28 protein-coding genes are annotated in these 24,191 nt (G+C 70.5%); 14 read left to right on the top strand and 14 right to left on the bottom strand.

What is annotated here, in order from left to right; all coding sequences use genetic code 11:
* From CV755_RS12645 to CV755_RS12655, 3 genes are all read right to left on the bottom strand, one after another.
* Positions 1–703, bottom strand: a 703-nt coding sequence (locus CV755_RS12645; protein ID WP_277751808.1) for a thiamine pyrophosphate-binding protein, incomplete at its 3' end; no start/stop codon positions are given.
* On the bottom strand, positions 700–1,590 hold the full coding sequence (locus CV755_RS12650) for a 2-hydroxy-3-oxopropionate reductase (RefSeq protein WP_109280318.1): 891 nt from the start codon (positions 1,588–1,590) through the stop codon (positions 700–702). The genes CV755_RS12645 and CV755_RS12650, both read right to left, overlap by 4 nt.
* Positions 1,591–1,605: 15 nt before the next feature.
* On the bottom strand, positions 1,606–2,421 hold the full coding sequence (locus CV755_RS12655; RefSeq protein ID WP_109280319.1) for a TIM barrel protein: 816 nt from the start codon (positions 2,419–2,421) through the stop codon (positions 1,606–1,608).
* A gap of 248 nt (positions 2,422–2,669) precedes the next feature.
* On the opposite strand from CV755_RS12655, the gene CV755_RS12660 reads away from it, so the two are divergent.
* Complete coding sequence (locus CV755_RS12660) at positions 2,670–3,575, top strand: DMT family transporter (protein ID WP_241561169.1); 906 nt, start codon at positions 2,670–2,672, stop codon at positions 3,573–3,575.
* Positions 3,576–3,817: 242 nt separating this feature from the next.
* Positions 3,818–4,525 (top strand): C39 family peptidase, encoded by a 708-nt coding sequence (locus CV755_RS12665; RefSeq protein WP_164503286.1) that lies wholly within the window; start codon positions 3,818–3,820, stop codon positions 4,523–4,525.
* Between the two features lie 139 nt (positions 4,526–4,664).
* Here CV755_RS12665 and CV755_RS12670 read toward each other — a convergent pair whose 3' ends face one another.
* Positions 4,665–5,786, bottom strand: coding sequence for an amidinotransferase (locus CV755_RS12670; protein ID WP_241561170.1), 1,122 nt, complete (start codon positions 5,784–5,786; stop codon positions 4,665–4,667).
* Positions 5,787–6,081: 295 nt separating this feature from the next.
* Between CV755_RS12670 and CV755_RS12675 the strand changes: the two genes are divergently transcribed.
* Together CV755_RS12675 and CV755_RS12680 are read left to right on the top strand one after the other, a co-directional pair.
* Positions 6,082–6,336, top strand: coding sequence for a YkoF family thiamine-binding protein (locus tag CV755_RS12675; RefSeq protein ID WP_109280322.1), 255 nt, complete (start codon positions 6,082–6,084; stop codon positions 6,334–6,336).
* A gap of 62 nt (positions 6,337–6,398) precedes the next feature.
* Positions 6,399–6,737 (top strand): helix-turn-helix domain-containing protein, encoded by a 339-nt coding sequence (locus tag CV755_RS12680; RefSeq protein WP_109280413.1) that lies wholly within the window; start codon positions 6,399–6,401, stop codon positions 6,735–6,737.
* 267 nt (positions 6,738–7,004) lie between these two features.
* Here the strand turns inward: CV755_RS12680 and CV755_RS12685 are convergent, their stop codons facing one another.
* Both CV755_RS12685 and CV755_RS34925 read right to left on the bottom strand, forming a co-directional pair.
* A complete protein-coding gene (locus CV755_RS12685; RefSeq protein ID WP_109280414.1) occupies positions 7,005–7,319 on the bottom strand; it encodes a hypothetical protein in 315 nt (104 codons plus the stop codon).
* A gap of 68 nt (positions 7,320–7,387) precedes the next feature.
* Positions 7,388–7,654 carry a hypothetical protein gene (locus tag CV755_RS34925; protein ID WP_109280323.1) on the bottom strand — a complete coding sequence of 89 codons (267 nt, stop codon included), beginning with the start codon at positions 7,652–7,654 and terminating at the stop codon, positions 7,388–7,390.
* Between the two features lie 221 nt (positions 7,655–7,875).
* Between CV755_RS34925 and CV755_RS12695 the strand changes: the two genes are divergently transcribed.
* From CV755_RS12695 to CV755_RS12725, 7 genes are all read left to right on the top strand, one after another.
* Positions 7,876–8,706, top strand: a complete 831-nt coding sequence (locus tag CV755_RS12695; RefSeq protein ID WP_161968677.1) for a helix-turn-helix domain-containing protein — start codon at positions 7,876–7,878, stop codon at positions 8,704–8,706.
* Positions 8,690–8,905 carry a DUF397 domain-containing protein gene (locus CV755_RS12700; RefSeq protein ID WP_109280325.1) on the top strand — a complete coding sequence of 72 codons (216 nt, stop codon included), beginning with the start codon at positions 8,690–8,692 and terminating at the stop codon, positions 8,903–8,905. Before CV755_RS12695 ends, CV755_RS12700 begins: the two co-directional genes overlap by 17 nt.
* A 156-nt stretch (positions 8,906–9,061) precedes the next feature.
* Positions 9,062–9,889 carry a 2-oxo-4-hydroxy-4-carboxy-5-ureidoimidazoline decarboxylase gene (gene uraD, locus CV755_RS12705; protein WP_109280326.1) on the top strand — a complete coding sequence of 276 codons (828 nt, stop codon included), beginning with the start codon at positions 9,062–9,064 and terminating at the stop codon, positions 9,887–9,889.
* A gap of 6 nt (positions 9,890–9,895) precedes the next feature.
* On the top strand, positions 9,896–10,798 hold the full coding sequence (gene pucL, locus CV755_RS12710; protein WP_109280327.1) for a factor-independent urate hydroxylase: 903 nt from the start codon (positions 9,896–9,898) through the stop codon (positions 10,796–10,798).
* Positions 10,799–10,807: 9 nt separating this feature from the next.
* Positions 10,808–12,175, top strand: coding sequence for an 8-oxoguanine deaminase (locus tag CV755_RS12715; RefSeq protein WP_109280328.1), 1,368 nt, complete (start codon positions 10,808–10,810; stop codon positions 12,173–12,175).
* A 241-nt stretch (positions 12,176–12,416) separates the two neighbouring features.
* On the top strand, positions 12,417–13,748 hold the full coding sequence (locus CV755_RS12720; protein ID WP_109280329.1) for a nucleobase:cation symporter-2 family protein: 1,332 nt from the start codon (positions 12,417–12,419) through the stop codon (positions 13,746–13,748).
* A gap of 48 nt (positions 13,749–13,796) precedes the next feature.
* Positions 13,797–15,299 (top strand): YfcC family protein, encoded by a 1,503-nt coding sequence (locus tag CV755_RS12725; RefSeq protein WP_241561171.1) that lies wholly within the window; start codon positions 13,797–13,799, stop codon positions 15,297–15,299.
* A 12-nt stretch (positions 15,300–15,311) separates the two neighbouring features.
* Here the strand turns inward: CV755_RS12725 and CV755_RS12730 are convergent, their stop codons facing one another.
* From CV755_RS12730 to CV755_RS12740, 4 genes are all read right to left on the bottom strand, one after another.
* On the bottom strand, positions 15,312–15,626 hold the full coding sequence (locus tag CV755_RS12730) for a hypothetical protein (protein ID WP_109280331.1): 315 nt from the start codon (positions 15,624–15,626) through the stop codon (positions 15,312–15,314).
* Positions 15,623–15,772 (bottom strand): hypothetical protein, encoded by a 150-nt coding sequence (locus CV755_RS34930; protein WP_162605215.1) that lies wholly within the window; start codon positions 15,770–15,772, stop codon positions 15,623–15,625. The genes CV755_RS12730 and CV755_RS34930 overlap by 4 nt, the downstream gene beginning before the upstream one ends.
* Before the next feature lie 99 nt (positions 15,773–15,871).
* Positions 15,872–17,479, bottom strand: coding sequence for a malate synthase A (aceB, locus tag CV755_RS12735; protein WP_109280332.1), 1,608 nt, complete (start codon positions 17,477–17,479; stop codon positions 15,872–15,874).
* 205 nt (positions 17,480–17,684) lie between these two features.
* The gene (locus tag CV755_RS12740) at positions 17,685–18,302 is read right to left on the bottom strand and encodes a nucleotidyltransferase family protein (RefSeq protein ID WP_109280333.1); all 618 of its coding nucleotides are present in this window, start codon (positions 18,300–18,302) and stop codon (positions 17,685–17,687) included.
* 192 nt (positions 18,303–18,494) lie between these two features.
* Here CV755_RS12740 and CV755_RS12745 point away from each other — a divergent pair, with 192 nt between their 5' ends.
* Positions 18,495–18,821: a DUF5955 family protein gene (locus CV755_RS12745; protein WP_109280415.1), complete on the top strand. Its 327-nt coding sequence runs from the start codon at positions 18,495–18,497 to the stop codon at positions 18,819–18,821.
* A gap of 246 nt (positions 18,822–19,067) precedes the next feature.
* Here CV755_RS12745 and CV755_RS12750 read toward each other — a convergent pair whose 3' ends face one another.
* Positions 19,068–19,853 carry an IclR family transcriptional regulator gene (locus tag CV755_RS12750; protein ID WP_109280334.1) on the bottom strand — a complete coding sequence of 262 codons (786 nt, stop codon included), beginning with the start codon at positions 19,851–19,853 and terminating at the stop codon, positions 19,068–19,070.
* Positions 19,854–20,076: 223 nt separating this feature from the next.
* On the opposite strand from CV755_RS12750, the gene allB reads away from it, so the two are divergent.
* Both allB and alc read left to right on the top strand, forming a co-directional pair.
* Positions 20,077–21,420 carry an allantoinase AllB gene (allB, locus tag CV755_RS12755; protein WP_109280335.1) on the top strand — a complete coding sequence of 448 codons (1,344 nt, stop codon included), beginning with the start codon at positions 20,077–20,079 and terminating at the stop codon, positions 21,418–21,420.
* On the top strand, positions 21,417–22,547 hold the full coding sequence (gene alc, locus CV755_RS12760; protein WP_109280336.1) for an allantoicase: 1,131 nt from the start codon (positions 21,417–21,419) through the stop codon (positions 22,545–22,547). Before allB ends, alc begins: the two co-directional genes overlap by 4 nt.
* Positions 22,548–22,608: 61 nt before the next feature.
* Here the strand turns inward: alc and CV755_RS12765 are convergent, their stop codons facing one another.
* Genes CV755_RS12765 through CV755_RS12770 form a run of 3 tightly spaced genes read right to left on the bottom strand, consistent with a single transcriptional unit; the run spans position 22,609 to position 24,069 of the window.
* The gene (locus tag CV755_RS12765) at positions 22,609–23,265 is read right to left on the bottom strand and encodes a transcriptional regulator (RefSeq protein WP_109280337.1); all 657 of its coding nucleotides are present in this window, start codon (positions 23,263–23,265) and stop codon (positions 22,609–22,611) included.
* A 22-nt stretch (positions 23,266–23,287) separates the two neighbouring features.
* Complete coding sequence (locus CV755_RS34645) at positions 23,288–23,437, bottom strand: DUF6126 family protein (RefSeq protein ID WP_161968678.1); 150 nt, start codon at positions 23,435–23,437, stop codon at positions 23,288–23,290.
* Positions 23,434–24,069 (bottom strand): helix-turn-helix domain-containing protein, encoded by a 636-nt coding sequence (locus CV755_RS12770; protein WP_109280338.1) that lies wholly within the window; start codon positions 24,067–24,069, stop codon positions 23,434–23,436. Before CV755_RS12770 ends, CV755_RS34645 begins: the two co-directional genes overlap by 4 nt.
* Positions 24,070–24,191: the final 122 nt, after the last annotated feature.

Genomic DNA, 24,191 nt, shown 5'->3' on the forward strand with positions numbered 1-24,191 from the left:
GCAGCGCCAAGTGCTCGGCCAGTTCCCGCAGTTCGCCGGCCGCCTCGGCCAGGATCACCCCGCCCCCCGCCAGCAGCAGGGGGCGCTCGGCGGCCAGCAGCAGCTCCAGGGCGGCCGCCACCTGCGGCGGGTGGGGGCCGTCCACGGGCACCGGCAACCGGGTGTCCAGGTGCGGCTGGTAGCGGATCTCGCGCTGGGCGATGTCCACCGGGATATCGATCAGCACCGGCCCGGGGCGGCCCCGGCGGGCGGTGCGGAAGCCCTCGCGGAGCAGCCAGGGAATCTGGGCGGCCTCCTTGGCCTGGACGGCCCACTTGGTGACCGGGCGGGCCATGCCCACGATGTCCACCGCCTGGAACGCCTCCTGGTGCAGCCTGCCGGAGGACGCCTGGCCGGTGATGCACAGCAGCGGGATGGAGTCGGCGCAAGCGGTGTAGAGGCCGGTGAGCAGATTGGTGGCACCGGGGCCGGAGGTGGCGATGGCCACGCCCACCCGGCCGTTGGTACGCGCCCAGCCATCGGCCATATGGGCCGCGGCCTCCTCATGCCGGACGATCAGGTGCCGTATCCCGCCGTCCGCTTCCAGCGCCTGGTAGAGCGGGAGGATGGCGGCGCCGGGGCAGCCGAAGACCACATCCACGCCCTCGTCCTTGAGGATATGGACCACCGCCCGCATGGCGGGCACCGGGGCCGGGCGGTTCATCGCCCGCCTGCCGGGGAGGACAGCCGCTGGACGCCGCGCAGCAGGGCGGAGTGGTCCAGCCCGCCGTCGCCCTGGGCGCGCAGCGCGGCCATCAGGGTGGCCACCAGATTGCCCACCGGCAGTACGGCGCCCACCTCCCTGGCCGCTTCGGTGAGGATGCCCAGGTCCTTGTGGTGCAGCTCGACCCGGAAGCCGGGGGTGTGCTCACCGGTGAGGAAGTCGCGCTTTTTGCGGGTGAGTACCGCGGAGGCGGCCAGTCCGCCGTTGAGCACCTCCAGTGCCGGGGCGGGGTCCACCCCCGACTTCGCCAGGAAGACCACCGCCTCGGCGCAGGCCTGGATATTGGCGGCCACGATCAGCTGGTTGGCGGCCTTGACGGTCTGGCCGCTGCCATGCGGGCCGCAGTGGACGACGGTGCTGCCGAGCGCCGCCAGCAGGGGCCTGGCCTCCTCGAAGTCGGCCGGATCGCCGCCGGCCATGATGGAGAGGGTGCCCTCCACCGCCCCGGCCTCCCCGCCGGAGACCGGCGCGTCCAGCACCCGGATGCCGAATTCCGCGGCCCGCCGCGCCAGTTCGCGGGCGGTGCGGGGGGCGACGGTGGACATCTCGATCAGCAGGGCGCCCGGCCGGGCATGGGCCAGGATGCCGTCCTCGCCATAGGCCACCGCCTCCACCTGGGCATCCGCCGGAAGCATGGTGATGATGACCCCGGCCTCGCCGACGGCCGCCGCCACCGAGGGGGCGCGGTGGCCGCCATGGGCGGCCAGGCGGTCCAACTTGTGCTGTTCCAGGGTGAATCCGGTGACGGGGTATCCCGCCTTGAGCAGGTTCTCCGACATGGGCGAGCCCATGATGCCGAGCCCTATCCAGGCGACACGGGGGAGCATGGCGGTCCTTTCGGGTCAGGGGCGGGCGGGCCCGGGGGCGGCCAGCCAGGCGAAGGGGTCGGTGCCGTCCTCGGGGTGGCGGTACTCCAGGCCGATCCACCCCCGGTAGCCGGCCGAGCGCAGCCGGCCGAGTAGGCCGGGGAAGTCCAGCCGGCCCGAACCGGGCGCGCCCCGGCCGGGGTTGTCGGCGATCTGCACATGGCCGGTCAGGGGCGCGTAGCGGTCGATGACCGAGGGCAGGTCCTCGCCGTTCATGGACAGGTGGTAGAGGTCCATCAGAAATCTGGCGTTGTCCAGTCCGGTCATGGTGTTCAGCCGCCGTACCAGCTCGATCGCCGACTCGGCGCTGACCAGTGGATAGCCGGGTGATTCGCGCGAGTTGAGCGCCTCGATCAGCAGCATGGCACCCGCCCGGTGGGCGGCCCGGGCGGCCAGTACCAGGTTGTCCAGGGCCAGTTGGTCCTGGACGTCCGGATCCACGCCGGGGACCCGGTTGCCGTAGAGGGCGTTGAGCGCGGGGCAGCCCAGCGAGGCGGCGAATCCGGCGGCGAGATCCAGGTGGGCGCGGAAGCGCTCGGCCTCCTCCCCCGGGATGGACAGGGCGCCGCGGTCGGGGCCGGGCAGCTGCCCGGCGTAGAGGTTGAGCGCCACCAGTCGGGTGCCCGCCTCGGCCAACGCCGAGCGCAGCTCGTCCAGTTGGGGCGGCCGGGGGAGCGGTGACCCGGGCCAGGGCCACCACAGTTCCACCGCCCGGAACCCGGCCGCGGCGGCAGCCGCGGGGCGCTTGGCCAGCGGTAGCCCGGTGAAGAGGAGGGAGAGATTGACATCCATCTGATTCCGGTATTCGGAAAATCCGTTCTGCTCCACGGAAGTTGATGCTGGCGAGAGACGGCGGATGTGTCAAGGCGATAGGGTCCTGCCATGCGTCCGACCGTGCTCGCGCCTCCCGCCGCCTAGGCGGGACGCCACCATTACCCGCGCGCCGAGGCCAATGAGCCCGGCGCGCCGGTCGGTTGTGCCCGCACTCAGAAGACCGTGACCACACTTCCGACTTCTGACGCATGCGGAGAAAACGCACAGTGCGCGACAACGTCATATCCCGTGGCCTGGCCTGTCTGGCCCTGGCCGGTGCGGCCTGGGGGACCACCGGGGCCGCCGTTGATCTCATCTACCGGTCCAGCCAACTGGGCCCGGTGTCCGTCTCCTTCTGGAGGCAGCTCAGCGGCCTGGTGCTGCTGTTGGCCGCCCGGCGGCTGCGCCCCGCGCCCCGGACCGCCGCCGCGCCCCGCAGGCCGCTGGTACTGCTGGGTACGGGGCTGGGCCTGGCCGTGTTCCAGACCGCCTACTTCGGCGCGGTACGGGAGACCGGGCTGGCCGTGGGCACCATCATCACCCTGGGCGCGGGCCCGGTGTTCACCGCCGCCGGAGGGCGGCTGCTGCTCGGTGAGCGGCTGGGGCGCGGCGGGATCCTCGCGGTGGGCGGGGCGATGGCCGGGCTGTCGGTGCTGCTGCTGGGTGACGGGGGCGGTACGGTCCAGCCGGTGGGCGCCGCCTGGGCGTTGGTGTCCGCTGCGGGCTATGCGGCGGCCACGGTCCTGGCCCGCTGGGCCGGGCGGCGGGGTGCCGGTGCGGAACCGTACGTCCTGACCGTCTGGGCCTTCGGCATTGGCGCGGTGCTGCTGATGCCCTTCGCCTGGGCCGAGGGGCTGCTGCCGCATACCGCCCATCCGGGGCGGGTGTTGCTGCTGATGTCCTATGTCGGCGTGGTCACCACGGCCCTGGCCTACCCCCTGTACTTCGCGGGGGCCGCCGTGGTGCGGGCCGCCACCACCTCGGTGGTGATGCTGATCGAGCCGGTGAGCGCGACGGTGCTGGCGGTGAGTGTGCTGGGCGAGCGGCTCACGGTGGCCACGGTGAGCGGCACGGTGGTATTGCTGGGGGCGGTGGTGTCACTGGGGGTGGCCGAGGCGCGGCGACGGATGTAAGTCACCGCCATCACCGGTGAATTGGCGCGATGCCCCATGCCTATCCGGAACGGGACGGATGCCGGCCGTCCGGTGACGGGTGGTACCCCAGGGGAGGAAAGCCGTCACCTTCCCATGGACGGCCGTGGCATGGACGTATCCGTCCCTGCGGGCCGTCCATGGCCGGTCGCGCCCACCCGGCGGAGCCGCATGGTGCCGGTGCCCCTGCGCCCCTGACGGGGCGCCGTTACCCAGGAGGCTTTGTGCGCAAGAGACTTGTGTCCGCCGCGATCGCGGTCGCCGCCGTGGGCGCGCTGGTGTCACCGGGGATCGCCCAGGCGGCGCCCGCCGCGGGGCCGGTCACCGTGGATGTGGCCGCCCATGGCACCCGGCCCGGAACCTCCGTCCTGGACGGGAAGGTCAAGCCCGGCACCACGGTCCGGCTGGCTCCCGCGCGGACCGCGGGCGACCACACCCTGGGGGTGGACTACCAGGTCCAGCAGACCCCCAACTGGTGTGGCCCGGCCGCCACCAGGATCGCCCTGTCGGCCAGGATGGCCGCGCCCAGCCAGGCCGACCTGGCCGGGCAGCTGGGCACCACCGACAACGGTACCGACTGGATCGGCCAGGTGACCCGGGTGCTCAACAACAACCTGGGCGGCGGCTGGTACGAGACCAAGGAGATGCCCAACGACCCGCCCACCCAGGACCAGCGGGACCTGCTGTGGCGCGACATCGTCTTTGACATCGACCGTGGTTACGCCCTGGTGGCCAATATCGTCGCCCCGGCCAACAACCACCCGCCCGGCTATCCCAACGAGACGATCTACCACTACTTCACCGTGATCGGCTACAACGACGACCGCGGGGTGCTGATAGCCGACCCGGCCAGTTTCGGTGGCAACCAGATCTACTGGCTGTCCTTCGACCAACTCGCCTCACTGATCCCGCCCAAGGGGTATTCCGCCTGACCGCATCGGAGAACCGGCGGGCGCGGCCCTACCGCGACAACCTGCGGAACCGGGTCATTCCCTGACCTTGCGCATCCCTGACCGACGGTCCTGCCGCCTCCCGGCGGCAGGACCGTTGACGTCCTGGAATCCGGCCGTCCTAGAAGTAGGACTGCAGAGTGCCCCGCCGCCGCACATCCAGGGTGGCGCAGTGGAAAGAGCCGCCAAAGCTGTTGAAATTGCGGAAGTTGCAGGGAATGGGGGTGAAGCCGAACTTCTTCATGGCGTCGATCATCGGCTGGTCCTGCCGCTCCACGATCACCCGCTGCTCGTCCAGCATCAGAATGTTCATGTTGATGGACTTGCTGGTCATATAGAGCGGGTGCGAGTCCGGAATCACCGGGGCCGGTGCGGCCATCACATCCCAGCCCTTGAACAGCGCGGGCACCTCCGGCACCCGCTCGGGGTGGATCAGCAGCTTGCCGGGGGCCATCGGCACCAGGGTGGCGTCGATATGCATCGGGTGCTGGTCATTGAACTCAAAGACATGGATGCGGTAGTCATCGCCCAGATGACGGCGCAGCCACTCGATGCCGAAGTCATTGGTGACATGGCTCTTCTGCGCGATAATGTCCCGGCCGCAGCGGGTGAAGTCCGCGGCGTCGAAGGTCGGCTCGAACTCGGTCACCACCAGCCGCTGGGGTCCGTCCTCGCCCGGGTCGGTCCACTCCTGGTCGAACTGGGCGTCGGTCAGCTCCGGTTTGGGCCCCGCGCTCCACTTGGCGCCGCCGTGGAAGTACTCCTTGAGCAACGGCCGGTAGGCCAGCGACTCGTAGTAGCGCGAACGCCAGGCCATCGGGCACTCGATGATGTCCTCGCCGATCACCAGCAGGGCGTCCCGTGGCATGGCCGCGTACATCCCGGTGCTGCTCCAGTCCAGGGTGGAGTACTCACGGCGCTGCGGAATGGGCTCCGGGCGGCGGACCTTGACCCCCTCGGCCTCCAGGATGTGGGCGAATTCCTCCAGTTCGGCGCTGGCGGCGGCCACCTGCTCGGCCGGGAAGGGCTGGCCGGCTCTGGTGCGGAAGGTCTCGTGCATACCGGCGGGCAGAACCGGCGGCAGGGCCATATGCCAGGTGGGGAAGCTGGCCCCGTCCACGATCCCGACGATCACTTCCTCCAGCGGGTCCCACTCGGTGTACGAGCTGACCGGGCTGGCCGGGCGGTCCGCGGGGGCGGTGTGCGCTCCGGAGGCACCGGAGGTCTCCAGGTAAGGCTTCACTTGTGTGCTCCTGAGGTGGCGTTGAGCAGCTCAGGCCGCGCGGGAGGCGTCGGCGAGGGGTGGGGGTCGGTGGATGCGTTGCCTCGCCGGTCCTCGCCGGAAAGGGCGGCGTCTGCGTGTTCGATTCAAACAATGGGCCATCTGACTGGCAAGAAGCGCCCGGAAGTTGTCCGGAAACACCCCCTGGCAAGGGAATAGAGCCGCCGTGCGGAGCGGCCAACCCGCGCCGGTCCAGGACCCCTTCGCCATCCCTTGGCCGGTTTCTTACGGTGGGGCCGGGCACTACGGTGGCGGCATGGCGCGATGGAGAGTGGAGTTCACCACCGAGCCCTTCGACCTGGACCGGCCGCCGCCGCATGCGGTGGTGGCCCGGCGGATCGTGGAGGGAGCGGGGCTGGACGAGGTGGAGGTCGGCCCCTTCGGCAACACCGCCGAGGGCGGCCGGGAGGCCGTACTGACGGCCGTTCAGCGGCTGTTGACGGAGGCGGTGGACGCCGGGGCCACCCGGATCTCGCTCCAGCTCAATGTGATCGAGGGGGACGGACCGTGACCTCCTCCTCGTCCTCCTCCTCCGACCTCTTCCGTGCGGCGGTCAAGCCTCTGGTGGACGCCATGGGCGGCCGCCTGATCGAGCCCGCGGAGGCGGGCCGGGACGATGTGATGCTGTCCTGGGAGGGCCGCCAGGTGGTGGCGGTACGGCTGCCACGGCTGTCCGACTCACTGGACCATCTGCTGGCCGACCAGGAGCGGCGCCATGGCATGCCGCTGACCCAACTCGACCGCAAGGCCAAACAGTCGGTGGTGCGCACCCTGGAGGAACGCGGGGCGTTCCGGATGCGGCGCGGGGTGGAGACGGTGGCGGCCGCCCTGGGGGTCAGCCGCTTCACGATCTACAACTACCTCAATTACCGCGATGAGCAGCGGGCGGGGCAGGGTGGGGAGGGGCGGTGAGGGCCGGCACTCCCACGGTCGCAGTCCGGGAGCGGACTGCTGCGGCAGGGGGCATCGCCCGCCGGCGGCCCAAGTGAGAAGGCGGGGACGGCCTCCCGCCACCGGAACCCGGTTCCCGCCGACCGAGGCCAGCAGCATCATCGCCCGCCGGAACCGCACCGAGCTGGTGCTGCCCCGGCGCGCGATCTGCCCCCAACGATCGGACGGACGCCACCGCACATCCAACCGCTGTTACCGCGAGCCGGGTGAACCTTCCTGATCGGAGAGCTACTTCTCGCGCAGGGTGTCGATTTCGGCTGCCAGCACGGCCATGTCGCGCACGTGCCTGTAGTACCTGGCCGCGTACTCGTCCTCGATCGCCGGGAGAACCTTGTCGAAGACCGCCACCAGCCGCGTGAGACCTACAAAGCGCTGTTCGGAGATAGGCCCTTTGAGGACGCTCGTGGCGTAGCCATACGCGTCCGCGTCGAGCGTCACCGTGTCCTGATCCTCGATGTCCAGGCCGCGGAAGCCAGACGGGAACGGCAGGGCCGTGTGTTCGGCCGCCATCCGCGAGAGCGCATCCAACTTTTCTTCGAACATGTCGGCGATCACCCTAGCGGTGCAGCGGCCGGTTCGGGCACGTTGGGCCCCGTAGGGAGGGAGGCTCTTCACGTCGCCTCCAGGGGGACGACCTCGTCCACGATGCGGCCGCCGACCCAGCTGATCCTGCGGCGGCGGACCAGGTTCGCGTCCTTGAAGTCCTGGTCCGTGGCCAGACGTACCGCCGACGGTTCAACAGTCCATTCGCGACCACCACCCGGCGGCCGTAGATAGACCACGCCGTCGAGCTTGTCTTCGTCCATGAGCTGCCCGACCTTGCCGCGCTGCGTGTCCATCAGCCATGCGCCAGGTCGGTAGGTGATTGACGATGCCATCCGTTCGCGCCTCCGTGTGTTCAGGCCACGCGGGGCGGGTAACTGGCGTTGTGTACCCCGGCACTGCCCACCATCGCGTGGGTGGTGTTTCCTGTCTGGCCGTGGCGTAGGCGTCGAACTCTCGCTGCGGCCAGACGGCTTTCAGCATCTGCCCGCAGCGGTACCGGCGCCAGGTGTAAACGTGTAAGGAGCGGCAGGCTTAAATTTGGAGTCGAACAACCGTGTCCCGTCGTAGAGTTGATCCATCGCAGGCGTTCATCGCGCGCTACGGTTTGGCGCTTCAGCAGTTTCGTGAACACAAGCGGTGGACGCAGGCGCAGCTGGGCAAGCAGGTGTGGCTGTCGCACGCTCGCATTTCACAGTTCGAAGCCGGAGAAAGCCTGCCGCCCAAGGACATTGCGGAGCTCCTGGACCATGTGCTTGAGGCAAATGGTGCCTTGCTTGATCTGTGGGACCGCCTCAACGACAATCCCGATGCAAGGTGGGCTCAGAAGATCCTCGCAACCGAGGCCAGGACAGTTCACTTCCGGCACGTGACCAATACAATTCCAGCCCTTTTGCAGACGGAAGCGTACGCTCGGGCACTGCTGGGCAAAGGAATTCCCTATTATGGGGGCAACGTTGACGAGAAGGTTGCGTATCGCGCTGAGCGCCGCAAGGTACTTCATTCCTCCGATCCGGCACAGTTCTGGGCGATTTTGGAGGAGTCGGCGCTTCACTGGCAAATTGCTGACCACGCCGTCATGCGTGAGCAGTTCACACATCTGCTGGACATGATGACGAGGCCGCATGTATGCCTTCAGGTGATCCCGTTCCGCAGTGTCGGGCTCATCCCGAACACTGGAATCACAACGCTGTTGACTCTGCGCAACGGACGGACCATTGTCTACCGAACAGATGCCGATCAGGGTACGTACATCACCAAGCCCAGCATCGTCGCCGACTTCGCGGCTCTGTACGACCACCTGCGGCACAGTGCCTTGACAGCGGATGAGTCAAGGGACTTGATTCAGCAAGTTTTTGAGGAGAATCTCCGTGTATACCTTTCCTGACACTACTTCAGCTGTCTGGCGTAAAAGCAGCTACAGTCAAATGGCCAACGACTGCGTCGAGATCACGGATCATTTTTTGCCTGCGGCCGTCCCCGTGCGGGACAGTAAGGCGCCCGTAGGGCCCGTGTTGGCCTTCCCGGTGCCCTCTTGGGAGGCGTTCGTGATGGGCGTCAAGAGCCTGGCCCGGTCGGCGGGTTAGCCTCTCGGTCCGGGAGGCCCCGGTCTGCTCAGCGGCGAGCTGGGGCTGCTGTGGGAACCGGCACTTTGATTCAACAAACTGTTGACGGCGTGCGGCCCAAGCGGTTGGCTGGGCGCAGCTTGTCCGAGCGCAGCGATCAGTGTCACGGAGGTTCCCGTGCCTGTCAGTCCTACGCCGGGCCTGGCCCGGTTCAACGCGGCCGGCGAGAGTGAGGCCACCGCGTTCCTTGAGGAGATCTGCACCAGTGCCGCCTGGGCGGGCGAGTTGCTGGCCCGGCGGCCGTACCGTGATGTCGCGGCGCTGCTGGCCGCGTCCGATGAGGCCGTGGCGCGGCTGGATGAGGCCGGGCTGGCGCAGGCGCTGGCCGGGCATCCGCCCATTGGGCGGCCCCGGCCCGGCGATCCGGCCTCCGCGCGGGAGCAGAGCGGGATGGCCGGGGCGTCCGAGGCGCTGAGGTCCGAGATGCTGGAACTCAACCTGGCCTACCAGGAGAAGTTCGGGCAGGTCTTTCTGATCTGTGCCAGCGGGCTGGGTGGCGAGCGGCTGCGGGACGCTCTCCGGGAGCGGCTGGGCAACAGCCCCGAGAACGAACGGGTGGTAACCAGAGCCGAGTTGGCGAAGATCAATCGGCTGCGGCTGGCGGGGCTGCTGGCGCGCGGTTCGGTGTCCACTCATGTGCTGGACACCGCGGCCGGCCGCCCGGCGGCGGGTATTGAAGTCCAACTGGAGGCGGCGGGTGGGGAGAAGGACCCCTGGACGGTGCTGGGGGAGGCGCGTACCGATGCCGACGGCCGCTGTACGGACCTGCCGGCGATGCCGGCGGGCAGTACCCGGGCCCGGCTGGTGTTCGACGCCGGCGCCCATTTCCCGGGGACCGGCTTCTTTCCCCAGATCACGGTGGTCTTCGCCGTCGAAGCGGGCGAGCACTACCATGTGCCGCTGCTGCTCAGCCCCTTCGGCTACTCCGTATACCGAGGGAGCTAGCGAGAGATGAGCGAGTCAGCCCGGCCGGCGGTGCTCGGCCAGAACCAGTACGGCAAGGCCGAGACCCGGGTGGTGCGCATCACCCGGGACGGGGCCGTCCACCACCTCAAGGACCTCAGTGTCTCCGTCGCCCTCTCGGGACGGATGGAGGAGGTCCATCTGCGGGGCTCCAACACCCATGTGCTCACCACCGACACCACCAAGAACACCGTATTCGCCTTCGCCAAGCAGCATGGCATCGCCTCCGCCGAGGAGTTCGGCATCCTGCTGGCCCGGCACTTCGTCAGCAGTCAGTCCGCCATCTCCACCGCCCGGATCCGCATCGAGGAGTATGCCTGGGAGCGGGTGGACGCTCCCGGCTGTGGCACCGCCCGGCACTCCTTCGTCCGCTCCGGCCAGGAGACCCGTACTGCGCAGATCACCTTCGACGGTGAGCGGTTGGAGATCGTCGCCGGGCTGAAGGGCCTGGTGGTGCTCAACTCCACCGGCTCGGAATTCCATGGCTATATCAAGGACCGCTACACCACCCTCAAGGAGACCACCGACCGCGTGCTGGCCACCGAGGTCAACGCCCGCTGGCGGTACGGGCGTACGGACGCCGACTGGGACGCCTGCTACCGGGGCACCCGCGAACTGCTGCTGCACGCCTTTGCCGAGACCTACTCCTACTCCCTGCAACAGACCCTGTATGCGATGGGTTCCCGGGTGATCGGGCAGCGGCCCGAGGTCGAGGAGATCCGGTTGTCCCTGCCCAACAAACACCACTTCCTGGTGGATCTGGCGCCATTCGGGCTCAAGAACGACAACGAGGTCTACTACGTGGCCGACCGCCCCTACGGTCTGATCGAGGCGACCGTCCTGCGGGAGGGCGCCGAACCGGGCATACCGGTGGACCTGACCAACCTCTAAGGACCCCCCATGGCCTCACCCATCACCCGCACCGTCATCGAGCACTGCGCCATCGCCACCGTCGATGCCCGGGACACCGAGTACGCCGACGGCCATATCGTCATCGCCGGCAACCGGATCGAGTCCCTGGGGCCGGGCCCCGCCCCGGAGGGGCTGACCGAGGTCACGCGCCGGGTGGACGGCCGCGGCCACCTCGCCACTCCCGGACTGGTCAACACCCACCACCACTTCTATCAGTGGCTCACCCGGGGACTGGCGCAGAACGCCGGTCTCTTCGACTGGCTGAAGGCGCTCTACCCGGTCTGGGCGCGGATCGACGAGCCCATGGTGTACCAGGCGGCGCGCGGCTCACTGGCCATGATGATGCGCGGCGGGGTCACCACCAGCACCGACCACCACTATGTCTTCCCCCAGGGCTGCGGGGACCTGCTGGGCGCCGAGATCCGTGCCGCCGGGGAACTGGGCGTACGCTTCCACGCCACCCGGGGGTCGATGGACCTCGGTGAATCTGACGGCGGGCTGCCGCCGGACTTCGCGGTGGAACGGCTGGACGAGGCACTGGCCGCCACCGAGCGGGCGATCGACGCCTACCACGATCCCTCGCCCGGCTCGATGCTGCGGATCGCGGTCGCGCCCTGTTCGCCGTTCTCCGTCAGCAGCGAACTGCTGCGGCAGTGTGCGGAGTTGGCCCGCGACAAGGGGGTGCGGCTGCACACCCATGGCTCGGAGACGGTGGAGGAGGAGCGCTACTGCAAGGAGCGGTTCGGCATGGGGCCCACGGAGTATCTGGAGTCCACCGGGTGGCTGGGGGAGGACGTATGGATGGCGCACTGTGTCCATATGAACGACTCCGATATCGCGGCCTTCGCGCGCACGGGTACGGGGGTGGCGCACTGCCCGTCCTCCAACGCCCGCCTGGCCGCCGGGACGGCGCCCGTTCCGGCGATGCTGGCGGCGGGGATTCCGGTGGGGCTGGGAGTCGATGGAACCGCTTCCAATGAATCCGGCGAACTGCATACGGAGTTGCGCAATGCCTTGCTGATCAACCGGCTGGCGGGTGGGGAGGGTGCCCTCACGGTGCGGCAGGCGTTGCGGCTGGGCACGTATGGGGGCGCCCAAGCGCTGGGGTGGGCGGATGAGTTGGGCTCGCTGGAACCGGGGAAGCTGGCGGATGTGGTGCTGTGGCGGCTGGACGGGCTGGGGCATTCCACGATTGCCGATCCGGTGGCGGCGTTGGTGCTGGGCGCTGCCGCGCCGGTTGGGTTGTCCCTGGTCAACGGGCGGCCCGTGGTGGCCGATGGGCGCCTCCTCACGGCCGACGAGTCCGCTATCGCTCGCGCCGCCGCGGCCGAGTCCCGGCGCTTGGGTGCCCCATAAGGGGCGCGGGGAACTGCGCGACAAGCCAGCCACGGCCTGCGGCCGACCGGCAAGGGCCGCTGGCAGACACGGTTTCGTTGCCGGGTGCGGCCCGGTGGGCGGTTGTGCCCACCCTCCCCCAGCTACCGCTGGGAGGTGCCCCCATCGCCCTGCGGAACGCCTGCCCACAACCGGCTAGGGACGCGGAGAACCGCCCGCGGTCGAACGGCGGCCCACAACGCGAGAGGATGCAAGCCGCATCATGCCCGTGCACCCCGTCGATCAAGTCCCGCCGCCAACACAGCTGCTGGCCACCGGCCTGCAGCACGTAGCCGCCAGCTACGCCGGAGTCGTCGCGCCGCCACTGGTGATGGGCGCCGCCCTGGGGCTGGCCCCAGGGCAGGTCACCTTCCTCGTGGGCGCCGGCCTGTTCACCGCAGGCCTGGCCACCCTGTTGCAAACCATCGGCTTCTGGAAAGTCGGCGCCCGGCTCCCGTTCGTCAACGGTGTCTCCTTCGCGGGGGTGGCCCCGATGCTGGCCATCGCCGGCCAACAGCCGGACCCCCGGCACGCCTTGCCGGTGATCCATGGCGCGGTGATCACCGCCGGAGTGCTCGGCTTCTTTCTGGCGCCCCACTTCTGCAAACTGGTCCGCTTCTTCCCGCCCGTGGTCAGCGGCACCGTCATCACCCTGATCGGCCTCACCCTGCTCCCCGTCGCCTTCGGCTGGATCCAGGACGGGCATCCGGAGCGTCCCGCCTCGCCCACCGGCCTCGGCCTGGCCGGCGCCACCCTGGTGATCGTCCTGGTGTTACGGCGCGTACTGCGCGGCTTCCCCCGGCAGATCGCCATCCTGCTGGGGCTGGTGGCCGGCACCCTGCTGGCCGTACCGGCCGGGGCGGTGGACACCAGTGCCACCCGGCATGCCGCCCCGCTCGGCTTCCCGGTGCCCTTCCACTTCGGGCATCCGGTCTTCCAGCTCTCCGCCGTGATCAGCATGTGCATCCTGATGCTGGTGTGTATGACCGAGTCCACCGCCGACATGCTGGCGCTGGGCGAGATCGTGGGCCGCCCGGCCGACCCGCCGCTGATCGCCGCCGGACTGCGCGCGGACACCCTGGGCAGCGCCCTCAGCCCGTTCTTCAATGGCTTCGCCAACAGCGCCTTTGCGCAGAACATCGGCCTGGTGGCCATTACCAGGGTGCGCAGCCGGTTCACCGTGGCGGTCTGTGGGCTGATGTTTGTGCTGCTGGGCCTCAGTCCGGCCGTCGCCTCGCTGATCGCCCTGGTGCCCCGGCCGGTGCTGGGCGGCGCGGGCATCGTACTGTTCGGCACGGTGGCCGCCAGCGGCGTGGGAGTGCTGCTGAAGGCGGGCCTGGACCAGGGGGACAACCTGCTGATCGCCGCCGTTGCGCTGGGTGTGGGCCTGATCCCGGTGGTCTCGGCGGACTTCTACGCCGACCCGGCCGTGCCCCGCACACTGCGGATCATCCTCAACTCCGGGGTGAGCGCCGGGTGTCTGACCGCGGTCGTGCTCAACCTGGCCTTCGGCCGGGCGGCCGCGCGTGGCGGCTGGGGAGAAATGCCGCATTAGGCAACAATCTCCGCACAATGCTGCCCGGATGTGCGGAGAGGCCCCACCGTGGACGTACCCGACGACAAGCGCGAGCGGCGCTTTGTCTTCCCCAGCGCGCTGACCGTGCTGGCGGTTGTGACCATTGTGGTGTGGGCCGTGGCCTTCGCCGTTCCCTCCGGGGTCTACCGGCGCACCGCCCAGGGCAAGCCCATCCAGGGGACCTATCATCACGCCCCGGCCCCCGGGGACTTCGTTCACCGCCTGGGGGATCTGTACCTGGCCCCGGTCAACGGCCTCTACGGGATCCGTGACCCGGCCACCGGCCAGGTCGGACCGGACGCCTCCGGCACCCTCTACGGCAGCGCCGCGGTCTTCCTCTTCGTCCTGGCCATCGGCGCCTTTATCACCGTGGTCTTCGCCACCGGGGCCCTGGACCGGGGCGTGGAACGGCTGGCCCACCGGCTCAAGGCCCGGGGTGCGCTGCTGATCGCCGGGGTGATGACGGTCTTCTCCCTGCTGGGCACGGTGGAGGGCTTCGCCGAGGAGACCCTGGGCTTCTACGGTCTGCTGGTGCCGCTGATGCTGGCGCTGGGCTATGACCGGATGGTGGCCACCGGCACCATCATCCTGGGCGCGGGCATCGGGGTGCTCGCCTCCACTGTCAACCCCTTCTCCACCGGAGTCGCCTCCTCGGCGGCCGGGATCTCCCTGGGCGACGGCATCGCGCTGCGCTTCGCCATGTGGGTGGTGCTCACCGCGGTCACCATCGGCCATGTGCTGTGGTACGCCCACCGGGTGCGCGCCGACCCCGGCCGCTCACTGACCGGCTTCCTCCCCGGCGACCGGGAACTGGCCGCGGCCGCCGAGGAACCGCCCGAGCTCACCGGCCTGCAACGGGCGGTGCTGGTCACGGTCGCCCTGGTCTTCCTCTTTATGATCTTCTCGGTGATTCCCTGGGCGAGCGCCCTCACCGGCAGCGCCGACGCGGCGCCCTATGGCTGGGAACTGGACTGGTCCTTCGCGCAGTTGGCCGCGCTGTTCATCGTGGCCGCCCTGCTGGTGGGGCTGGTGGCCCGGCTGGGCGAGCAGCGGCTGAGCGCGCTGGTGGTGCAGGGCGCGGGCGACTTCATCGCTCCGGGGCTGACCATTGTGCTGGCCCGGGGCGTCACCGTCATCATGAACAACGCCCTGATCACCGACACCGTGCTGCACTCCATCGAGAAGGCGGTCAGCGGCACCTCGGCGGCGGTGTTCGGCATCCTGGTCTATATCGTCAATCTGCCGCTGGCCTTTCTGATCCCCTCCACCTCCGGGCATGCCACCCTGGCCATGCCGGTGCTGGCACCGCTGGCCGACTTCGCCGGGGTCTCCCGGGCGCTGGCGGTCACCGCCTGGCAGTCGGCCAGCGGCTGGATGAACCTCTGGGTGCCGACCACCGCCGTCATCATGGGCGGGGTCTCCCTGGCGAAGGTGGGCTACGACCGCTATCTGCGCTTCGTCTGGCCGCTGTTGGCCGTACTGGCGGTGCTCATCTGCTGCTTTGTGGCCCTGGGCGCCATGGCGTCCTGAGCCCTCGCCCGGCTACCGCCCCTCGCCGCGCACTCTGGTGCACAGCCGGCAGGAGGTGCACCACCACAGCCGGCCGTCCGCGTCCACCGCCCCGCTGCCACAGGCCAGGCACTCCGGGGTGGCGAAGTTGGCCGGGAGGTAGCTGCGGGACCGGTCGCCCGGCCGGGGCGGGTGCTGGTGCTCCAGGGCGTAGCAGGCGATGCACAGCCACACCTCCTGGCCGGCCAGTTTGATGGGCCGCTCATGGCATCGGGGGCAGAGCGCGGTGCCCAGGGGCACCTCCTCCGGCAGCAGCCGGGCCGGGAAGGGCTCGGGGACCAGCGTCACGCCATCACCCGGCCCGTCCCCATGCAGTTGCCGCACGAGGTCTGCGTCCGCTGCCCGCCCGGCGTCTCCCACTCCACCCTGCCCCGCCCCTCGCACTCCGGGCAGGCGGTCTCGGGCGGCAGCCCGTCGTTCCCCAACTGACTCATGAGTCCTCCAACGCCCAGTGGACCTGCCCGGAAACGGTAGACCCCCACCGGGTGCCGGGGTGGCCGAACGGCGACAGAAGGTGCTTGGTCAGTGCTTGGTCAGTCCAGCAGTTCATACGCCGGGAGCGTCAGGAACTCCACATAGTCCTCGTCCAGGGCGACCTTCAGCAGCAGATCGTGCGCCTGCTGCCAGCGGCCGGCGGTGAAGGCCCGTTCCCCGGTCTCCTGCCGGATCGCGGCCAGTTCGTCCGCCGCGATGCGGCGTACCAGCCCGGCCGTGGCCTTTTCGCCGCCCTCGAAGACCACACCCGCGTTGACCCACTGCCAGATCTGGGAACGGGAGATCTCCGCGGTGGCCGCGTCCTCCATGAGATGGAAAATGGCCACCGCGCCCAGGCCGCCCAGCCAGGCCTCCAGATAACGCAGGCCCACCTGGACGGCGTTGCGCAGCCCGGCCAGGGTGGGGCGGGCGTCCAGGGCGTCCACGGCGAGGAGTTGGGCGGCGGTCACCGCCACGTCCTCGCGCAGCCGGTGCTTCTGGTGCGGGCGGTCGCCCAGGACCGCGTCGAAGCAGGCGCGGGCGACCGGGACCAGATCGGGGTGGGCGACCCAGGAACCGTCGAAGCCGTCCCGTGCCTCGCGGTCCTTGTCGGCCCGCACCTTTTCCAGGGCGACCCGGTTGACCTCGGGGTCCTTGCGGGAGGGGATGAAGGCGGCCATCCCGCCGACGGCATGCGCACCGCGCTTATGGCAGGTACGGACCAGCAGTTCGGTATAGGCGCGCATAAAGGGCGCGGTCATGGTGACCGCATTGCGGTCGGGGAGGACGAACCGGGGGCCGGCGTCACGGAAGTTCTTGATGAGGGAGAAGAGGTAGTCCCAGCGGCCGGCGTTCAGTCCGGAGGCATGCTCACGCAGTTCATAGAGGATCTCCTCCATTTCGAAGGCGGCGGTGATGGTCTCGATCAGTACGGTGGCCCGTACGGTGCCTCGGGGCAGGCCGAGTTGCTCCTGGGCGAAGAGGAACACTTCGTTCCAGAGCCGGGCTTCCAGATGGGACTCGGTCTTGGGGAGATAGAAGAACGGGCCCTGGCCGCGCTCGGCCAGCGGCCGGGCGTTGTGGAAGAAGTAGAGGCCGAAGTCCACCAGCGCGCCCGGCACTTGACGGCCGTCAACGCTGAGGTGACGCTCGTCCAGATGCCAGCCGCGCGGCCGTACCACCACGGTGGCCAGCTCCCGCTGGGGGCGCAGGGCGTAGTGCTTGCCCTCCGGGGTGGTGAAGTCGATCCGGCGTTCCCGGGCGTCGATCAGGTTGAGCTGCCCGGAGATGACGTTGTGCCAGGTGGGGGCGAGGGCGTCCTCGAAGTCGGCGAGCCAGATCCGGGCGCCGGAGTTGAGGGCGTTGACCGTCATCTTGCGGTCGGTGGGGCCGGTGATCTCCACCCGGCGGTCCTCCAGCGCGGCGGGTGCGGGGGCGACCCGCCAGTCGGGGTCGGCGCGGATATGCGCGGTCTCCGGAAGGAAGTCCAGGCTCCCGCTCCGGGCGATCTCCTCCCGGCGCCGGGCCCGCAGTGCCAGCAGCTCGTCGCGGCGGCCGGTGAAGCGGCGGTGCAGGGCGGCGATGAAGTCCAGCGCGGCGTCGGTGAGCACTTCTTCCTGGCGGGGGAGGGCGGGGGTGCCGGGGCTGACGGTGGCCGGTGCGGGCATGGGGCTCCTTCGGCGCGTTGGGGGTGGGTGGCACGGGGTGCCGGTGGGTTGTGTTGTGGGAGGGTATTTTTCTTATGGCGGAAGTTCAATATCGCCATGGGGGTATGCGGTTCCGCCGCGCCCATCAGGGGCGCGGGGAACTGCGCGACCGGCCATGTGCGGCCCGCACCTGAAACATGCCGGACGCAAAGCGGTCCCAGGGCCGTCAGGGCTCCAGGAGGGCCAGGTCCTCAGGGGTGTCGATGTCATCCGGCGCGGCGATGTCACCGCACTCGACGAGGGTCAACTCGGCGGCGTGGGCGCGGAGATAGGCGCGCGCCCCCTGGTCGCCGGTGGCGAGCTCGGTGATCCGGGGCCAGTGGCCACGGGCGAACAGTACGGGGTGCCCCCGGTGTTTCCCGTACACCGCGGCTGCCAGCTCCGCACCGGAGCGGTGCGCGGCCAGGACCCGCGCCACCGCCGGTGCGCCGATGCGCGGTTGATCGACCAGCAGGACGGCCACCGCGGAAACATCCACCCCGGCAAGCGAGTTCAGCCCCGCCCGGAGGGAAGAGCCCATGCCCCGGGCCCAGTCGGGGTTGTCCACCAGGACGACTTCGTCCGGCGGGGCGGCCCGTACCTCGGCCGCCCCCGCCCCCAGCACCGCGTGGACCGGTGCGCAGCCCGCCGTGCGCAGTGCCGTGGTGGCGTGTTCCAGCAGCGTACGGCCCCGGTGCGGGAGCAGCGCCTTGGGGCGGCCGCCCAGCCGCCGGCCGCCGCCCGCGGCCAGCACCAGGCCCGCCACCGGGCGTTGTCTCGTCTTTGTGTCCGTCGTCAGCGCCATGGACCCCTGCCTATCGCAATCGCGGCAGCTTGTGCGGGGTATGCCAGTTCGTCACCCGGACCGAGAACATACGGCCTCAATTTCGCCGTGCGTGTGGCGCGGCACACGGAAGGTGGCGTTAACTGATCGGCGCGAGCGCGTGGGAGGGGGAGAGTCGTGACGGAAGGCGCGGTAGCGGTGGAGCAGCAGCCGATGAACCCAACCGAGGGTCCGGATCCACGGGTGGATGCCCTGTGCGGGGCGGTGTCCCGGCTGCGCCGGGCGCTGGCCGCGCATCCGGCGCCCTTACCCGACCGGGACGCGGCCGAGGACGAACTGGCCGCGCTGGACGCGATGGTGCGGGCCGGAACGCCGGAGGTGTCCCGGCTGCGGCGGTCGCTGCTGCTGGTGGCCGGGGCGGTGGGGTCGGTCAGTGCGCTGGGGTCCGCGCTGGGTGAGGTGCGGGGGGCTGTGGAGTCCTTTGCGGGGCTCCCCGATCAGGGGCGCGGGGCGGATTCGGCTGCGGCTCCGCGGCCGTAGATCTGCCGTGCGTTTTCGGGTGCGCGTCCGTTGTGGCTGATCGCGCCCACGCGGCGGAGCCGCACATGGATTCCGCCCCGCGCCCCTTGGGTGCCCTCAATGGCCTGGGGCGCCGGAGGCGTGAGGGGGCGCCACATGTCCGGCCGGTTCGTCGGGTGCGGGCCGTCTGTGGTTGATCGCGCAGTTCCCCGCGCCCCTTACGGGGCGCACGCGGCGGAGCCGCAAATGGAGCACGCCCCGCGCCCCTTACGGGGCGCCCGTGCTGGCCAGTGCGGCGGACAGTTCGGTGGCGACCTGCTTCAGGAGGGGGACGATCTTCTCCGCGGCCTCCGCGGTGACCCGTCCCGCCGGGCCGGAGATGGAGATCGCCGCCGAGGTCGGCGCGTCCGGCACCGGTACCGCGAAGCACCGCACCCCGATCTCCTGCTCGTTGTCGTCCACCGCGTAGCCGCTCTCCCGCACGCCCGCCAGGGCCTGGAGGAAGTCGTCCGGGCTGGTGATGGTCTTGTCGGTGGCGGCCGGCATCCCGGTGCGGGCCAGAATCGCCCGTACCTCGTCGTCCGGCGCCTGGGCCAGCAGCGCCTTGCCGACGCCGGTGGTGTGCGGCAGAACCCGGCGGCCGACCTCGGTGAACATCCGCACCGAGTGCCGTGAGGGCACCTGGGCCACATAGACCACCTCGTCACCGTCGAGCAGCGCCATATTGGCCGTCTCGCCGGTCTCCTCCATCACCCGGGCCAGGTACGGGCGGGCCCAGGTGCCCAGCAGCCGGGCCGAGCTCTCGCCGAGCCGGATCAGGCGGGGCCCCAGGGCGTACCGCCGGTTGGGCTGCTGGCGGACATAGCCGCAGGCCACCAGGGTGCGCATCAGCCGGTGAATGGTGGGCAGCGGCAGGCCGCTGCTGGTGGCGAGCTCGCTCAGTCCGACCTCGCCGCCGGCATCGGCCATCCGCTCAAGCAGGTCGAAGGCACGCTCTAGGGACTGGACGCCTCCGGTGGCTGGGACGGGGCGGGGCTCGGCGGACGAGGGCACGTGCGGGGTCCTTCCGGGATGGGGGGTGGGAGCAGCCTACCGGGCCGTGGCCGATGGCTCACGCTCGGTTGGTGAGAGTGAACTACCGCTTTCGCTTTACGGAAATGGGGACATAGGGCCGCTGATCACCCACCGGGGGTTGACGGGCTCCGGGCACCTCTGGAGACTGCGGGGCATCGCTGTTCAACAGAACGTTGAAATCGGGCTGTTGGGGAGGACCGCCGTGCCCGGAACCGAGTTATGGCTGCGCTCCACGCGGGTGGTCACGCCCCAGGGCGTACGCCCCGCCTCGGTGGCCGTGGCGGGGGGCCGGATCACGGCCGTACCGCCGTATGAGGCGGCGCCGCCACCCGGCGCGCTGGTCGAGGACCTTGGCACGGATGCCCTGCTGCCGGGGCTGGTGGATACCCATGTCCACATCAATGACCCGGGCCGCAGTGAATGGGAGGGCTTTGGCACGGCCACCCGGGCCGCCGCCGCGGGCGGGATCACCACCCTGGTCGATATGCCGCTCAACAGCCTCCCGCCCACCACCACCCTGGCCGGTCTGCGCATCAAGCGGCGGGCGGCCGAGGGCGTCGTCCAGGTGGATGTGGGGTTCTGGGGCGGGGCGCTGCCGGACAATGGCGCCGATCTGGGCCCGCTGCACCGGGCCGGGGTGTTCGGCTTCAAATGCTTCCTCTCCCCTTCGGGGGTCGAGGAGTTCCCGCCTCTGACGGCGGCCGATCTGGAGCGGGTGGCCGCCCAGATCGCAGCCCTGGACGGGCTGTTGATTGTGCACGCCGAGGACCCGGAGCAGCTGGAGCGGGCGCCGGAGCCCCATGGTCCGCGCTATGCCGGGTTTCTGGCCTCCCGGCCGCCTGCCGCCGAGAACCGGGCGGTGGACCGCCTGGTGGAGGTGGCCTCCCGGCATGGGACCCGGGTGCATGTGCTGCATCTGTCCTCGGCCCAGGCGCTGGAGTCGCTGACCCGGGCGCGGGCCCGGGGCGTACGGATCAGCGCCGAGACCTGCCCGCACTTTCTGACCCTGACCGCCGAGGAAGTCCCGGACGGGGCAACGGAGTTCAAGTGCTGCCCGCCCATCCGGGAGGCCGCCAACCGGGAGGCGCTCTGGGCCGGGCTGGCCGACGGGACCATCGACTGTGTGGTCTCCGACCACTCGCCGTGCACCGCCGAGCTGAAGGTGCCCGACTTCGGCCGGGCCTGGGGCGGCATTTCCTCGCTCCAGCTGGGCCTGTCCGCGGTGTGGACCGAGGCACGGCGGCGCGGCCACCCCCTGGACCGGGTGGCCCGCTGGATGGCCACCGCCCCCGCGGCGCTGGCCGGCCTCGGCGGCAAGGGCGCCATCGAGGCGGGCCGGGACGCCGACTTCGCGGTGTTCGCCCCGGAGGAGACGTTCACCGTGGACGCCGCCGCGCTGGAGCACCGCAATCCGGTCACCGCCTATGCGGGCCGCACCCTGTACGGCGTCGTACGGTCCACCTGGCTGCGCGGCCGCCGGATCCACCACCACGGCACCTTCGCCCGGCCCTGCGGCCGGCTCCTGGAGAGGCAGCCCGCCCTATGAGCACCAGTAGCAGCACTGGTACGAGCATCAGCGGCATACCCCGCTTCACCGGTGACGCGGCTCCCTACCCGGGCGGTGACCCCTACGCCGACTACCGGGGGGCCGACTTCCCCTTCGCCACGCTGCCCGACCTCGCCGACCGGCGGCTGGGCGGCGCCGTACTCGCCGCCAGCGACGAGTTCTTCGCCGAGCGGGAGAACCTGCTGCTCCCCGGCCCGGCCCGGTTCGACCCCGAGCGCTTCGGCCACAAGGGCAAGGTGATGGACGGCTGGGAGACCCGCCGCAGACGCGGCGGCTCGGCCGGTGACCCCTGCCCCGCGGACCATGAACACGACTGGGCGCTGATCCGGCTGGGCGTGCCGGGTGTGGTGCATGGCATCGTGGTGGACACCGCCCACTTCCGCGGCAACCATCCGCAGGCGGTGGCCGTCGAGGGCACCGAACTGCCGGGCACCCCCTCGCCCGCCGAACTGCTGGCGCCGGGGACGCGGTGGACGGCGCTGGTGCCCCGTACCCCGGTCGGCGGGCACGCCGCCAACGGCTTCGCGGTGCGGGACCGGCAGCGCTGGACCCATCTGCGGCTGAGCCAGTTCCCGGACGGCGGGATCGCCCGGCTGCGGGTGTACGGACGTCCCGTACCGGACCCGGACTGGCTGGCCGCCCTGGGCACCTTCGACCTGGCCGCGCTGGAGAACGGCGGCATGGTCGAGGACGCCTCGGACCGTTTCTACTCCTCGCCGCTGAACACCATCCGGCCGGGCGGCTCCCGGCGGATGGACGAGGGCTGGGAGACCCGGCGCCGCCGGGACAAGGGGCATGACTGGGTGCGTTACCGGCTGGCCGGGCGGTCGGTGCCGCGGGCGGTGGAGATCGACACCAGTGAGTACAAGGGCAACTCGGCGGGCTGGGTTGCCCTGTTCGCCCTGGACGCGGGCGGTGGCGGTGCGGATCCGGCCGAGGGGGCCGAGGGCTGGACCGAACTGCTGCCCCGTACGGCGCTCCAGCCGGATACGGTGCACCGTTTCGTACTGCCCGGGGACCGGACGGCCACGCATCTGCGGATGGAGATCCATCCTGATGGGGGGATAGCGCGGCTGCGGGTGCATGGGTCGCTGGCGGGGGAGTGAGCGGGTGGCTTCGCGCCCCTGAGAGGGCGTCCCGCGTCCCTGAGCGGGCACCTGGCGCCCCTTACGGGGCCAGTGTGTTCCAGAACATCAACTCATAGGCCTGGAGCAGCCGTCCATGGCGATGGGCGAGGACGGGGGTGTAACGCCCCGCTTCCAGCCCGGCGTTCACCGCCGCCACCGCGCGCCGTTCGCCCTCGGGGTCGGGGGCGGCGAAGAGGTCGAAGAAGCCGCAGTCCTGGCCGGAGAATCCGTAGTGGGTGCGCAGGGCGTGGGCCACGGTGGCGCAATAGCCGCTGAACGCTGCGAAGTTGGCGGTGACGGCCACCACCACGTCCACCGGCTCGGCGTTGAGGGCCAGCCAGGCGGTGTACGCCGGATACGCCTGGCAGCCGGCCTTCGGTTCATACGCGGCGATGGCGGTCTCGTCCTGCCCGCAGGCGGCCAGCAGGGCCGGAAGCCGCTGAAGGGCGAGGTCCTCGCCCGCGGCGAGCGCGGCGAAGTAGGCCGCCTCGGCAGGCCGTTGGGCGCAGCGGTCGCGGAGCAGCCGGTAGCCGGTGCGGTCGGCGGGGATGATGTGGTGCTGCTCCAGGGCGAGCGCGGCGATGGAGTCCAGCGGGGCGCGGCCCTCGGCGATCAGCGGGACCAGCCGGTTGGCCCCGGTGCCCGGGGCGAGCCGGCGGACCGCTTCGGCGAGGACGTCCTGGGCGGTGGCTGCCATGACGGCAGCGTATCGGCGGGCCTCAGGCGTCGCCGCCCAGATAGAAGATGAGGAAGAAGAAGGCGGCGATGAAGTGGACGGCGACCAGGTAGATGAAGACCCGCACCGCTATGCCGGCCGGGGTCCGCTCCTCCGTCCTGGCGCGGGGGGTGCTGTTGGCGGTGTCGCTCATGGAGTCCTCCGGTGCGTCGGTCGGTGGTCGCCCAGGCACAGCTCGGCCGCGCCGCTCTGCAGCAGCGTGTGGAGGAAGAGCAGGTCCACGCCGCCCGGCGAGGCGGCGGCGATGCGGTGCGGGGTGAGCGAGTCGAAGTGGGCGGCGTCCCCGGTCTCCAGCAGATGGATGGTGCCGCCGAGCGTCAGCCGCAGCCGGCCCCGGGTGACGTAGAGCCATTCCTCGCCCGGGTGGACCCGGACCAGTTCCTCCTGGCCGCGCGGGCCCGTGGGCACATGCAGCCGCAGTGCCTGGAGGGCGCGGCCGGAGCCGCCGGCCCGCCAGTAGGTCCAGCCGCCGGCCTGCTGGGGCTCCATCCGGTCCGCCCGGATCACCGGTTCCCGTTCCTCGCCCACCTCGCCCAGCAGTTCGGATACCGTCGTTCCATAGGTGCGGGCGAGGGTGAGCAGCATCGGCAGCGAGGGGGTGCGCCGGCCGGTCTCCAGCCGGGACAGATGGGCGGGGGAGAGGCCGATCCTGGCCGCCGCGGCCTCCAGGGTGAGCCCGCTGCGGGAGCGCAGGGAGCGCAGTCGCGGGGCCATGTCGGGCAGTTCGGCCGACGGCTGGTCGGCGGGGCTGGGGGGCCGGCTCATGGCTCCAGTAGAAGCCGGTTCTGCCTGCGAGGCAAAAGTTTTGCCTGGCAGGCAATAAGCCGAACGAAGATCATCGAACGGTCATGGCGCGGTGAACGTTAAGGAAACATTAAGCGCTTGTC

The organism is Streptomyces orinoci, assembly GCF_003121295.1.
GTDB classification, from domain to species: domain Bacteria; phylum Actinomycetota; class Actinomycetes; order Streptomycetales; family Streptomycetaceae; genus Streptomyces; species Streptomyces orinoci.